Origin of the sequence: Streptomyces sp. NPDC002886, assembly GCF_042888445.1 — a bacterium.
Lineage (GTDB): Bacteria > Actinomycetota > Actinomycetes > Streptomycetales > Streptomycetaceae > Streptomyces.
The window spans coordinates 877,867-891,126 of the sequence record NZ_JBIAPV010000002.1; the positions used below are offsets into that span (position 1 = coordinate 877,867).

The window sequence follows — 13,260 nt, forward strand, 5'->3', positions numbered from 1 at the left end:
CCGGTACCACCCGCGCAGCAGCGCCCCGCACGGCAACGGGTCCGATTCTCAGCAGCCCACCATCAGGCTCCGGGCCGAGGAACCGGCCCCACCGGCCCGGCACCACCCGGGCAACCACGACGCGCAGCAGCGCCCCGCACGGCAACGGGTCCGATTCTCAGCAGCCCACCATCAGGCTCCGGGCCGAGGAACCGGCCCTGCACCACCCGGGCAACGGCGACGCGCAGCAGCGCCGTGCACGGCAGGGGCACCGCCGGGCGGTGGCCGGAGAAGGGTCCGGGGCGCAGCCCCGGGGAACGGGCGAAGGGCGGGTAGGGGACTTGGCCCCGCAGGGCCCACCACCCGCACCCGCCCCCCGACGTCGAGCGACCGACCCGCATCACAGCCGGGGGAAAGCGGTCAGAGGGCGGCGGTCAGGCAGGGGGCTCAGGCCCCAGAGGGCCAAGCGCCCAGGGGCCCGGGGGCCAGCGCCCAGGGGGCCCGGCTCCGGGGCCCGGGCGGGCCCAGGGGCTAGGTCGTCTCTTTCGGATCTTGTCGGCCGAGTCCGCGGCGTCTGGTGCCGTGCCTGGGCGTGCTGTCGGGGCGCTCGCGTACTGGGTGTACGGCGGCGCCTCGGCAGTGCGGCCAGGCACGGTGCCAGGCGTCGCGGGCCCGGCAAGATCCGAAAGAGACGCCCTAGCCCCGCCGGGTCCGCGCCGCTCGGGCGACCGCGACGACCGCCTTCTCCAAGGCGTACTCCGGGTCGTCACCCCCGCCCTTGACCCCCGCATCCGCATCCGCCACCGCACGCAGCGCGTCCGCGACACCATCCGCCGACCATCCCCGCATCTGCTGCCGCACCCGGTCGATCTTCCACGGCGGCATGCCGAGGTCCCGTGCGAGGTCTCCGGGACGGGCCCCCCGCGGGGCCGAGGCCAGCTTCCCGATCGCCCGTACCGCCTGGGCCAGCGCGCTGGTGATCAGGACCGGAGCCACACCCGTGGACAGCGACCAGCGCAAGGCCTCCAGGGCCTCCGCGGCACGCCCTTCCACCGCCCGGTCCGCGACGGTGAAGCTCGAAGCCTCGGCCCGCCCGGTGTAGTAGCGGCCGACCACGGCCTCGTCGATCGTGCCCTCGACGTCCGCGCACAACTGCGCCGCCGCACTCGCCAGCTCCCGCAGGTCGCTGCCGATGGCGTCGACCAGCGTCTGGCAGGCCTCGGGCGTGGCCGAACGGCCCAGCGTCCGGAACTCCCCCCGCACGAACGCCAGCCGGTCCGCCGGCTTCGTCATCTTCGGGCAGGCGATCTCGCGGGCACCCGCCTTCCGCGCCGCGTCCAGCAGGCCCTTGCCCTTGACGCCGCCCGCGTGGAGCAGGACGAGGGCGATCTCCTCGAACGGCGCGGCGAGGTACGCCTTGACCTCCTTGACCGTGTCGGCCGAGAGGTCCTGCGCATTGCGTACGACGAGCACCTTGCGCTCCGAGAAGAGCGAGGGGCTGGTCAACTCGGCCAGGGTGCCGGGCTGGAGCTGTTCGGAGGCGAGGTCACGCACGTCCGTGTCGGCATCGGCGGCGCGTGCCGCCGTCACGATCTCCCGCACGGCGCGGTCGAGCAGCAGGTCCTCCTGCCCCACCGCGAGGGTGATCGGGGCGAGCGGATCGTCGGTGGAATTCTTCCTGGTGGCCATCGCCTCCAGCATCCCACGCCGTACTGACAGAGCCTCGCGGCCCGGCCCCTCACCGCCCCCTCCCGGCCCCCTTCCACGGCTCCCTCCCCCATGCCCGAGAATGTCCGGGTGAACGTGCGACATGTACTGGTCCTGCCCGACCGCGACGCCGCCGAGGAGGTGGCGCGAGAGCTGTCCGACCGCTTCGGCCTCCCGGAGGAACCGCAGCTGGTCCGCGACGCCCTCGCCGGCGAGGACGACGCCGAGGACGCCCAGTGGCTGGTGGTCGTCGAGGACCCGAGCGAACGGCTGGACGCCACGGCCCTGGACGAACTCGCCGCCGAGTACGACGGCTGGCTCGAAGCCCCGTAACCGCCGGCCGGGCGTCGAACGCGGAGAAGTACCGGAGCCACCACAACCCCCGCCTACCGGAAGTCGGTGCCGAGCAGTGCGGCGTCCAACCCCAACGCGATCTGCGACGCGCTCCGCACGTGCCGGATCGGTACGCGTCCTCGTCCTCCTGATGAGCGCGCTCTGTGCCGCGCTGCTCTCCGGATGCGGCGGCGGCCACGGATCCGGCGGCGAGCCCGACCTCGCGGATCAGGACCGTTTCCTCCGGGAGTACGTCCGTGTGCTCAACGACTCCGACCAGGACGGCCTGGCCCGGCTGCTCGATGCCCATCCGGCGGGTGCTCAGGACGCGAAGGCCCGGATCGCCGCGTACGGCGGGAAGGACTGGGACGTGAGCTGGAGCCGCGTGTCGGAGTTCAGCGGCATGTGGAGGGTGACGCTCAGCGGCACGGCCGGTACGGACCGGGCGCCCGTCCGGGTGACCGAGACGGTGACCTGGGAGGACGAGCACTGGGTGATGACCCCGCTGGACGGGGTCGTACCCCCACCCTCCGGCGCGGCGGACACGACACCACCCGGCAGCTGACCGAGCGCCTCGGCACCTGGCGTTCCCCGCCGCGGCGGTCCGCGCGTCCGCCGGATGTACGGGCCGCCGCGGCGCGGCAGCCTCCGGCCCCCGCGCGCGGCCGCCGCACCCCACCCGGTCAGGCCTTGTGCACGACCTGCACGTCCAGGGTTACTTCCACGGTCGAACCGATCGCCGCGATCCCGTGCGCCAGCATCGACTGCCAGTTCAGCGTGAAGTCCTCGCGGTTCAGTTCGGCCGTCGCCCGGCAGGCCGCCCTCGGTTCGCCCTCCAGGCCGGCGCCCAGACCCAGGTACTGGGTGTCCAGGGTCACGGACCGGCTGACCCCGTGGAGGGTGAGTGCGCCCGCAACGGACCAGCGGCTGCCGCTGCGGTGGATGAACCGCTCGCTGTAGAACTCCACCGTCGGGTGGCGGGCGGCGTCCAGGAAGTCCGCGGAGCGCAGGTGGTCGTCCCGCATCCGCAGCCCGGTGTCGATGCTCGCCGCGTCGATGATCACGCGCATGGAGGAGTCCTCCATGCGGTCGGCTATCCGCACCGCGCCGGCGAAGGTGTTGAACCGCCCGTTGATCCGGGCGAAGCCGATGTGCCGGGCCGAGAACCCGATCGAGGAGTGCCCGGGGTCGAGCTCCCAGTGACCGGGCTGCGGCAGCAGCGGCGGATCCACCGGCTCCAGGACGATCTCCCCGGTGCCGGGCTGCGCCGGGTCCCCCACCAGCGTCGCCCCGTGGAAGGGCGCGTAGCCCTCGGCCGTGACGGCCAGCCGGTACTCGCCCGCCGGCACGGCCGCCGTGAAACCGCCGTACGGGTCGGTCTCCCCGCTGACGATCCGTCGGCCTATCGGGTCGGTCACCTCGAACTTGGCCTGCCGGACCGGCTGGTGGACCGTGTCGAGCACCCGACAGCTGAGCAGCCGCGCGGTATGAGGAAGCGTCAGTGTCGCGGATGTCTGGGGACTGGCGCTTCCGGCCGTCTCCATCCCCCGTCTGCGACTGAACATGGTTTATGCACCCCCGTGCTGTATGGGCTTGGACCGCTCTGGCGAAAACGCATTCGATCATGCTGTCGGGTTGTGGGCAAACGGAGTGGTCACTCCTGGTATGCCCGGGACGGCCCCGTCGGCGAATGGCCGGGAACGCGCGCAGTCGCGGGCCGCTGCCGGTGACGGCGACCGAACCGTCTTGGTCCGTGCGCAGCACTGCCGCGCCGAGCTCCCGCAGTCGGGCGAGCGTACCCGCCGCGGGGTGCCCGTACCTGTTCCCGGCGCCCACCGGGACGATCGCGAGGCGCGGCCGGATCCGCTCGTGCAGTCCGGGATCCTGATGGGCGCTGCCGTGGTGGGCGACCTTGAGGACGTCGACGGGCCCCAGTTCCGGATGGTTCCTCAGCAGGGCCTGCTGGGAACCCGGTTCGAGGTCGCCCAGCAGAAGCAGGGTCAGGCCCGCGGCGCGCACCAAGAGGGCCACGCTCGCGTCATTGGGGCCCTCGGGGAAGGCGTCCCCGGCCGGCCACAGCACCTGCCACTCCAGCGGCCCGGACCGGCGCCGCTCCCCCTCCACGGCGCGGACGAGGGGAACCCCGGCGGCGGCCGCCGTCCGCCGTACGAACGCGGCCTGCCCGGGCGGTTCTTCCAGTCCGGTGACTTGCACCACACCCACAGAGCGGCCCTTGAACACCCCCGCCAACCCACCCACATGGTCGGCGTGAAAGTGCGTCAGCAGGATCAGCGGCACCCGGCTCACGCCCAGCTCCCTCAGACACGCGTCCACCGGCCCCGGCTCGGGGCCCGCGTCCACCACCACGGCCGTACCCGGGCCGACCGCGAGTACGGCGGCGTCCCCCTGGCCCACCGCGCACTGGGTGTAGATCCAGTCGGGCGGTGGCCAGCCTTTGACCGTACGAATGACCAGTGGCGGCCTGAGTACGGCCAGGATCAGCAGCACGGCCAGGGCGGAGGCGAGCCATCGCCCACGGCCGACCCGCCTGCCGAGCAGTACCGCCGCGAAGGTGGCCGCGGCGAGCAGCAACCCTCCGCCCACCCCGCCGGGCCAGCCCAGCTCCGCCCCGGGCAGTGCCGCCCCGCTCCGGGCCACGGCGGCGATCCACCCGGCGGGCACGCCCGCGCACCACGCGAGCACCTCCGCGACGGGCCGGCACACCGGGGCCGTGGCCAGCGCCGCGAACCCGAGGATCGTGGCGGGTCCCGCCGCCAGCTCCGCCAGCAGGTTGCAGGGCACCGCGACCAGGCTCACCCGGGCCGACAGCACCGCCACGACCGGCGCGCACACCGCCTGGGCCGCCGCCGCGGCCGCCAGCGCCTCGGCGAGGCGGGGCCGCATCCCGCGCCGCCGCAGGGCCTCGCTCCACCGGGGAGCCAGCGTCAGGAGGGCCCCGGTGGCCAGGACGGAGAGGAGGAAGCCGTAGCTCCGGGCCAGCCAGGGGTCGTAGAGCACCAGGAGCACGACGGCGGCGGCCAGCGCCGGGATCAGGGACCTGCGCCGCCCGGTGGCGATGGCCAGCAGGGTGACCGAGCCGCAGGCCGCCGCCCGCAGCACGCTGGGCTCCGGCCGGCACACCACCACGAAGGCCAGGGTCAGTGCCACCCCGCACAGGGCGGTCGCCCGCAGCGAGAGCCCCAGCCGCGGGGCGAGCCCGCCGCGCTCGGCCCGCTGCGCGCGGGCCGGGGCTCCGATGAGCAGGAAGAGCACCACGGTCAGGTTGGAGCCGGAGACGGCCAGCAGGTGCAGCAGATCGGTGGCACGGAACGCGTCGTGCAGATCGGGCTCCACCCGCGAGGTGTCCCCGACCACCAGCCCGGGCAGCAGGGCCCTGGCGTCCGGGGCCAGCCCGTCGGTGACCTCGCGCAGCCCGGCCCGTAGCCGCCCGGCGATCCGCTGCACGGCGTCCGGCCCGCCGGTCACCCGGGGCGGGGCGTCACCGGCCGGACGGAGCAGGGCGACGGCCCGCTCCCCGTCCCGCGCCGGAGCCAGCCGGGCCACCACCGCGACCCGGGTCGAGGGCTGCAGCCGGGCCCACCCCGGATGCCCGGCCAGCACCCGTACCGGGGTCGAGACCCGGGTACGGGCGCCGTCGGGTCCGGTCACCCGGGTCACCACCGCGTCGAGCAGCACCACCGGCGGCCCGCTCCCGGTCCGGGCCGTCCGCGGATCGGAGCCCACGGTGAGGTCGGCCAGCACCCGCGCATGCTCCCGGGCCAGCTCCGGAACAGGCCCGGCCCGCGCCTCGGCCCGCTGGAGCCCCGCCACCCCGGCTCCGGCGGCCGCACACAGCAGGACCGCCGCCAGGGCCGTCCGGAACGGCGCGGAGCGTCCCCGGCCGGCCAGCATCAGCAGCCCGGCCGCGCCCACCCCCAGCCCCGCCACGAGGGCACTCCGTCCGACGGGCATCCCGAGGCCCACGGCCGCCGCCCCCCACAAGGCCAGAGCGGGCCCCACCAGCCGCAAATCCACCGGCCCCGCATCCCCCGCGCCCTGCTCCCTCCCGTCCGAACCCCCCGCCAAGGCCCCCCGAGCGGCCGAACCCGAAGCAGCCGCACCCCGCGCCGGACCGCCGGGCCGACTCACGGCCGCACCAGCTCGCGCAGGTCGGCGAATCGGCGCTCGCCGATCCCGTTGACCTGCCGGAGGTCCTCCACGGAGCGGAACCCCCCGCGCACCGTGCGGAAGTCCACGATGTGCTGCGCGAGGACCGGGCCCACCCCCGGCAGGCCGTCCAGCTGCTCGGCCGTGGCCGTGCCGAGGCTCAGCGGCCCGGAGGCGGGGCCGCCCCGGCCGGCTGGCGGCGGTGGAGCCGGAGCGCCCACCAGCACCTGTTCGCCGTCCGACAGGACGCGGGCCCGGTTCAGGCCGGTGGTGTCCGTCCCGGGCCGCACTCCCCCGGCGGCGGCCAAGGCGTCCTCCACGCGCGAGCCCGGCGGCAGCTTGCGCACCCCGGGATCACGGACCTTGCCGCTGACGTCCACCAGGATGGGACCGCCCCCGTGGCCCGCCCGCACAGCGGTCGGGGCCGGCAGGGCGGCCGCCGCGGGCGCCACCACGGCGGGTGCGGTCACCGGCCGGGGCCGTGCCGCCCCGTACTGCTGCACGGCGAACCCGACGGCGACGACGAGCACCACCGAGACGGCCGCCACGGTCCGCGGCTCCACCCCGCAGCGGGTTTGGAGCCACACGGGCAGCCGCTCCCGCAGCGCGAGCCACCGTAAGGCCCGGCCGGGCGCCGCCCGCTCCTCGGGCGCGGCCTCACCCCGGGCGGGCGCCTCGGGCCGGACCACCGGAGAGGACCTGGCCGGTGGATCCGGACGGGTGGGAGCCTCCGGCTCGGCCGACGCCCCGACGGACCGGCCGTCCCACGGCCCCGCCCCGTCCCGCGGCCCCGCCCCGGCCGGCGGCGGAGCGCCCGGAGGGCGGCCCGCTCCGAGCAGGGCCTCGGCCCTGCGGCGCACCACCGCGGGATCGGGGCGGCCGGGCCGTTGTCCGCGGCGGTGCCGCAGACGACTGTCGGAGAGGCGGGGACGGCCGGGGCCACTGGTGGCGCCGGCGGGACCTGACGTGCGCGTACGAAGAGTCATGCCACGACGGTAGGACCGATCACCGACACGCGTTCGGAAGCTTCAATTCCGGTGGATGGAGAGGTTGTTGTGGATATCTCCACCACCCGATCCGGTGATCAGCGCGGGGAGACGACCGTCGCCAGCAGCCCCGGGCCGGTGTGTGCCCCGATCACCGCACCGACCTCGCTGACGTGCAGCTCGACCAGCCCGGGGATGCGTTCACGAAGCCTCTGCGCCAGTTTCTCCGCGCGTTCCGGGGCCGCGAGATGATGCACGGCCACGTCGACGGGGCCCGATCCCGCGCGCTCGACGGCCAGCTCCTCCAGGCGGGCTATGGCCTTCGAGGCCGTGCGCACCTTCTCCAGCATCTCGATCCGCCCGCCGTCCAGCGTCAGCAGCGGCTTGACCGCGAGCGCGGAGCCGAGGAGGGCCTGCGCGGCCCCGATGCGGCCGCCGCGGCGGAGGTAGTCGAGGGTGTCGACGTAGAAGTACGCGGACATGCCGGCGGCCCGCTTCTCGGCGGCGGCGACGGCTTCGTCGAGGGAACCCCCGGCTTCGGACACCTCCGCCGCGGCCAGGGCGCAGAATCCCAGGGCCATGGCGACCATGCCGGTGTCGACGACGCGGACGGGCACCGGGGCGGTCTTCGCGGCGAGAACGGCGGCGTCGTAGGTGCCGGAGAACTCCGCCGACAGGTGCAGGCTGACGATGGCCGTCGCACCGGCCTCCACGGCGGACCGATAGGCCTGGACGAAGTCCTCGGGGCTGGGGCGGGACGTGGTGACCGAGCGACGCTTCTGCAGGGCCAGGGCGAGGCTCCTGGCCGAGATCTCGGTGCCCTCTTCCAGGGCCTCGTCGCCGAGGACCACGGTCAGCGGGACGGAGATGATTCCGTGCCGCGCCATGGCCGGTTGGGGCAGGTAGGCCGTGGAATCCGTGACGATCGCGACATGGCGGGACATGAGGCGGAGGTTACCGGCAGTGGAGGTGTTCCGGCAGCCCGGGTCCACCGGCGGGCCCCCGGCCGCGGATCCGGGCGTGCGACGGCCGGGCCGGCCCTGGGCTCTCGGATGGGCTCGCGGCCGGGCTCCGGCCAGGCTCTCGGCTGGGCCGTCGGCGGGCTGTCGCCCACGTCCCCGTCGGGCCGCCCTTGGGCTCCGGCCGGGCGGCGCGGGTCCGGCCCTGCGGGGCTGGGTCCCCTACCCGCCCTTCCACCGTTCCCAGGGCTCCGCCCTGACCCGGCCCTCAAACCCCGGACACGCCGGGAAGGGGCACCCGGGCTACACCCAGACCCCTCTGGGACCCCGTCCCAAACCCCGCACCTCAACCGCCGGACACGCCGCGAAGGCTCACCGGGCTACACCCAGACCCCTCTGAGACTCCGCCCCAAACCCCGCACCTCAACCGCCGGACACGCCGCGAAGGCTCACCGGGCAACGCCCAGACCCCTCTGGGACCCCGCCCCAAACCCCGCACCCCAAACGCCGGACGGCTGAATCAAACCTGCACCCCGCTCAGGTCGTCGCCTCCGGGCGGCGGGTCTTCTGCCAGGGGTACGCCGGGGTCGGGGTGGGTTCCGTGAGGGCCGCGGGCTCGGGGGTGTTCCAGGTCGGAGCCGGCTCGGGAGTCGACTGGGGGAAGGCGTCGGACGGGGCGCGGGACCAGTCCCTCAGGGCGCCCGACTCGACGTCGATCTGGGTCGACAGGTGGGAGAGGTCCTCCTCCGCGAAGCGCCGCGCGCGGTCGCGCGCCGCCCAGCGCAGCGAGTCCGACGCCTGCGTGATCTGCGCCGTGCGCTCCCGCAGGTCCGGCAGCACCGCCGCGATCCGCTGCCGGTCGGGCTCCGCCTCCAGGCGCTTCAGTTCGTCGTCGAGTTCGTGCCCGTGCGCGCTCAGCCGCTCGAACAGGCCGATCGACTCCTGGAGCGAGGCGTCCGTCTGGACCCCTTGGTACAGCGCCTGCTGCGTCGCGCGCATCGAGTTCCGCAGGTCCAGACGCAGCGTGGCCAGCGCGCCCGGGACACCGATCTGGCCGAAGCTGCGGGCCTTCAAGGTGGTGTCCTCCACCGTGCGGCGGGCCTGGGTGATGGTCTTGTCCACACCGCGTGCGGCGGCTTTGACCACCTTCGTCGTCACGTAGGCACCGAGCCCCAGGAAGGCGAACAGCAGCACCAGGGCCACGATGATAAAAGCCTCCATGAGGGTCCCTTCCCCAGTCCGTTTACGTCCCTTCCACCGTAAACGCCACGGGCAGGCCGCGGGTTCCAATCGAACCCCCAACCTGCCCGTACGGGAATACCCCGAGACGCGTCAGACCTCAGACGTCAGACGTCAGACGACGATGTTCACCAGCTTCGGCGCGCGCACGATCACCTTGCGGATCTCCGCCCCGCCCAGCGCCGCCACGACCGCCTCGTCGGCCAGCGCCAGCTGCTCCAGCTCGGCGTCGGAGATCGCCGGAGAGACCTCCAGACGGGCCTTGACCTTGCCCTTGATCTGGACGACGCACGTGACGCTCTCGTCCACGACGTACGCCGGGTCCGCGACCGGGAAGTCCTGGTGGACGACCGACTCGCCGTGGCCCAGGCGCTGCCACAGCTCCTCGGCGATGTGCGGCGCCAGCGGGGCCACCAGCAGCACCAGCCGCTCCGCGACCGAGCGCTCCAGCGGCCGGCCCGCCTTCGTCAGGGTGTTGTTCAGCTCGGTGATCTTCGCGATGGCGGTGTTGAACCGCAGCCCGGTCATATCGCCGCCGACCCCGTCGATCGCCTTGTGCAGCGCGCGCAGGGTGGCCTCGTCCGGCTCCGCGTCGACGACCGTCACGGCGCCCGTCTCCTCGTCCACCACGTTGCGCCACAGGCGCTGCAGCAGCCGGTACTGGCCGACGACGGCGCGGGTGTCCCAGGGACGCGAGACGTCCAGGGGGCCCATCGCCATCTCGTACAGGCGCAGGGTGTCCGCGCCGTACTCCTCGCAGATCTCGTCCGGCGTGACGGCGTTCTTCAGGGACTTGCCCATCTTGCCGTGCTCACGCTTGACCGGCTCGCCCTGGTAGAAGTAGCCGCCGTCGCGCTCCTCGACCTCGGCCGCCGGGACGTACACACCGCGCGAGTCGGTGTACGCGTACGCCTGGATCATGCCCTGGTTGAACAGCTTGTGGAACGGCTCCACCGAGGAGACGTGCCCCAGGTCGAACAGCACCTTGGACCAGAAGCGCGCGTACAGCAGGTGCAGCACCGCGTGCTCGGCGCCGCCCACGTACAGGTCGACGCCGCCGTGCGGCTGCCCCTCGCGCGGGCCCATCCAGTACTGCTCGATCGCCGGGTCGACCAGCGCCTCGGAGTTGTTCGGGTCCAGGTAGCGCAGCTCGTACCAGCAGGAGCCGGCCCAGTTCGGCATGGTGTTGGTCTCGCGCCGGAACGCGCGCACCCCGCGCCCGTCGCCCAGGTCCAGCTCGACGTTGACCCACTCCTGGTTGCGCGACAGCGGGGTCTCCGGCTGGGAGGCCGCGTCGTCGGGCGCGAAGGTGCGCGGAGAGTAGTCCTCGACCTCCGGCAGCTCCAGGGGCAGCATCGACTCGGGCAGCGGGTAGGCGACGCCGTCCTCGTCGTAGACGATCGGGAAGGGCTCGCCCCAGTAGCGCTGGCGGCTGAACAGCCAGTCGCGCAGCCGGAAGTTGACGGTTCCCTCGCCGATGCCGCGCCCGGCCAGCCAGTCGGTGATCGCGGCCTTGGCCTCGACCACGCCCAGACCGTCCAGCGTGATGCCCTCGCCCGTCGAGTTGACGATCGTGCCGTCGTACGAGGTGAACGCGCCCTCCCACTCCAGCGGGTCGGCGTCGCGGTCGTCCGTGGGCTGGACGACGCAGCGCATCGGCAGCTCGAAGGCGCGCGCGAACTCGAAGTCGCGGCCGTCGTGCGCCGGGACGGCCATGATCGCGCCGGTGCCGTAGCCCATCAGCACGTAGTCCGCGATGAAGACGGGGACCAGGTCGCCGCTGACCGGGTTGGTCGCGTAGGCGCCGGTGAAGACGCCGGTCTTGTCCTTGGCCTCGGCCTGCCGCTCGACGTCCGACTTCGCGGCGGCCTGCTTGCGGTACGAGTCCACGGCCTCGGCGGGGGTCGCGTTGCCGCCGGTCCACAGCTGGTGGGTGCCCTCGGGCCACTCGGCCGGGACGATCTTCCCGACCAGCTCGTGCTCGGGGGCCAGCACCATGTAGGTGGCGCCGAACAGCGTGTCGGGGCGGGTGGTGAAGACCGTGATGGCCTCTCCGTCGCCGACCGCGAAGTCCACGCGCGCGCCCTCGCTGCGGCCGATCCAGTTGCGCTGCTGCAGCTTGATGGCCTCGGGCCAGTCCAGCGCGTCCAGGTCGTCGATCAGGCGGTCGGCGTAGGCCGTGATCCGCATGTTCCACTGGCTCAGCTTGGACTTGAAGACGGGGAAGTTGCCGCGCTCGGACCGGCCGTCGGCGGTGACTTCCTCGTTGGCCAGTACGGTGCCCAGCCCGGGGCACCAGTTGACGGGCGCGTCCGAGGCGTACGCCAGCCGGTACCCGTTCAGCACGTCGGCGCGCTCACCCGCGCTCAGCGCGGCCCAGGAGGCTCCGCCGGGCAGCTCGCGGGAGCCGTCCTCGAAGGAGGCGACCAGCTCGGCGATGGGCCGGGCCTTCGCGGCGTCCGCGTCGTACCAGGAGTTGTAGATCTGCAGGAAGATCCACTGGGTCCACTTGTAGTAGTCCGGGTCGATCGTCGCGAACGACCGGCGCTTGTCGTGGCCCAGGCCCAGCCGGCGCAGCTGGACCTTCATGTTCTCGATGTTCGCCTCGGTCGACACGCGCGGGTGCGTACCGGTCTGCACGGCGTACTGCTCGGCCGGCAGGCCGAAGGCGTCGAAGCCCAGGGTGTGCAGGACGTTGTGGCCGGTCATCCGCTGGTGACGGGCGAAGACGTCGGTGGCGATGTACCCGAGCGGGTGGCCGACGTGCAGACCCGCGCCCGAGGGGTACGGGAACATGTCCATGATGAACTTCTTGGGGCGCGCCACGATCTCCGCGTCGCCGGCCAGGTCACCGGTCGGGTTGGGGGCCTCGTAGGTGCCCCGCGCGTCCCATACGTCCTGCCAGCGTGCCTCGATGTCGGCGGCCATGGCAGCCGTGTAACGGTGCGCCTCGGCCGCCTCGGGGGCCGGGGTGTTCGTCTCGCTCATGATTCCTGAAGCTCCATCGATCGTCTCTGCCGGTTCTGCTGCCCAAACGAAAAAACCCCTCGCACAGGAGGGGGCGCCGCGCCGGGCCGACCGCTTCGTGGGGTCGGAACTGTTCAGCGCGGCTCGGTAAGCAGAAGGCGTACGGCACGCATGGCGTCAGGGTACCGCAGCGGCCCCCAGCGGTGCTCTGCCCTTCCGGCCGGTGGACGCACCCGGTGGACGCGCCCGGTCGACGCACAACGGGGCACGACGGCGCGCAACACGGGGCACAACGAGAAGCGGGCCACCGTTTCCGGTGGCCCGCTTCTTCACTGTGGAGCTATGGAGAATTGAACTCCAGACCTCCTGCATGCCATGCAGGCGCTCTACCAACTGAGCTATAGCCCCTCGTCTTGCCTGCCGCTTCCTGGCCCGTTTCCGGTTCCCCTTGGCGACATCCCAAACATTACACGGTGATGGCCCTGCTCCAAAAATCGGTTTCCGCGAGCCCCGGGCCATGTCCGTTTCGTGGCAGTTCGTCACATGACCCGACTCCCGGCTCCCGACGCCTCGCACGTCCCCGCGTCACGCACGGGCGAACTGGTAGAACCGCTTGAGCGTGCAGTGCTCGTCGAGCAGCCGCCCGTAGATCGGCTCGCCCTCCAGCTCGCGGTAGGTCTCGATCGGGTCGCCTTTTATGATCAGCGCCCGTGCGCATTCCTCGCACCAGTACTGGTAGTCGGGGTTGACCGGCTCCATGTCCCGCACGATCGGCGTGCCGTTGTTGCACCAGTCGCACCGCCGCCGGTGTGCACCCATCCGTCAGCGACTCCCTCCCGCGTCGGGCCGTCGTCGTCCCCCCTCCGGCCGTCCGATTCTGCCATGCCGGTGCCCGCTCGGGCAGCTGTGGACAAAAGCAAAGA

At 73.3% G+C, this 13,260-nt stretch carries 9 protein-coding genes, 1 tRNA gene and 1 pseudogene; 2 read left to right on the forward strand and 9 right to left on the reverse strand.

From position 1 onward, the window contains the following. Positions 1 to 675: 675 nt before the first annotated feature. Entirely contained in the window at positions 676 to 1,668 is a 993-nt protein-coding gene (gene holA / locus ACFYYB_RS10195) for a DNA polymerase III subunit delta (protein WP_389434452.1), read from the reverse strand. Between the two features lie 90 nt (positions 1,669 to 1,758). Here holA and ACFYYB_RS10200 point away from each other — a divergent pair, with 90 nt between their 5' ends. Beyond that, positions 1,759 to 2,019, forward strand: coding sequence for a hypothetical protein (locus ACFYYB_RS10200; RefSeq protein ID WP_389434454.1), 261 nt, complete (start codon positions 1,759 to 1,761; stop codon positions 2,017 to 2,019). A 151-nt stretch (positions 2,020 to 2,170) separates the two neighbouring features. Further along, the gene (locus tag ACFYYB_RS10205; RefSeq protein ID WP_389434455.1) at positions 2,171 to 2,584 is read left to right on the forward strand and encodes a hypothetical protein; all 414 of its coding nucleotides are present in this window, start codon (positions 2,171 to 2,173) and stop codon (positions 2,582 to 2,584) included. A gap of 118 nt (positions 2,585 to 2,702) precedes the next feature. Here ACFYYB_RS10205 and ACFYYB_RS10210 read toward each other — a convergent pair whose 3' ends face one another. The 8 genes and pseudogenes from ACFYYB_RS10210 to ACFYYB_RS10245 form a co-directional block, all read right to left on the reverse strand. Continuing rightward, positions 2,703 to 3,584: a YceI family protein gene (locus ACFYYB_RS10210; protein WP_389434456.1), complete on the reverse strand. Its 882-nt coding sequence runs from the start codon at positions 3,582 to 3,584 to the stop codon at positions 2,703 to 2,705. Between the two features lie 136 nt (positions 3,585 to 3,720). Then, positions 3,721 to 5,931, reverse strand: a pseudogene (locus ACFYYB_RS10215) (ComEC/Rec2 family competence protein); the annotation flags it as partial. Positions 5,932 to 6,164: 233 nt separating this feature from the next. After that, a complete protein-coding gene (locus tag ACFYYB_RS10220; protein ID WP_389434458.1) occupies positions 6,165 to 7,172 on the reverse strand; it encodes a helix-hairpin-helix domain-containing protein in 1,008 nt (335 codons plus the stop codon). Between the two features lie 98 nt (positions 7,173 to 7,270). After that, a complete protein-coding gene (locus tag ACFYYB_RS10225; protein WP_389434459.1) occupies positions 7,271 to 8,116 on the reverse strand; it encodes a DegV family protein in 846 nt (281 codons plus the stop codon). 552 nt (positions 8,117 to 8,668) lie between these two features. Beyond that, on the reverse strand, positions 8,669 to 9,352 hold the full coding sequence (locus ACFYYB_RS10230; protein WP_389434461.1) for a hypothetical protein: 684 nt from the start codon (positions 9,350 to 9,352) through the stop codon (positions 8,669 to 8,671). Positions 9,353 to 9,484: 132 nt separating this feature from the next. Further along, positions 9,485 to 12,358: a leucine--tRNA ligase gene (gene leuS / locus ACFYYB_RS10235; protein ID WP_389434462.1), complete on the reverse strand. Its 2,874-nt coding sequence runs from the start codon at positions 12,356 to 12,358 to the stop codon at positions 9,485 to 9,487. Between the two features lie 314 nt (positions 12,359 to 12,672). Next, positions 12,673 to 12,745, reverse strand: a tRNA-Ala gene (locus ACFYYB_RS10240). 177 nt (positions 12,746 to 12,922) lie between these two features. Further along, a complete protein-coding gene (locus tag ACFYYB_RS10245; protein WP_007264019.1) occupies positions 12,923 to 13,156 on the reverse strand; it encodes a hypothetical protein in 234 nt (77 codons plus the stop codon). Positions 13,157 to 13,260: the final 104 nt, after the last annotated feature.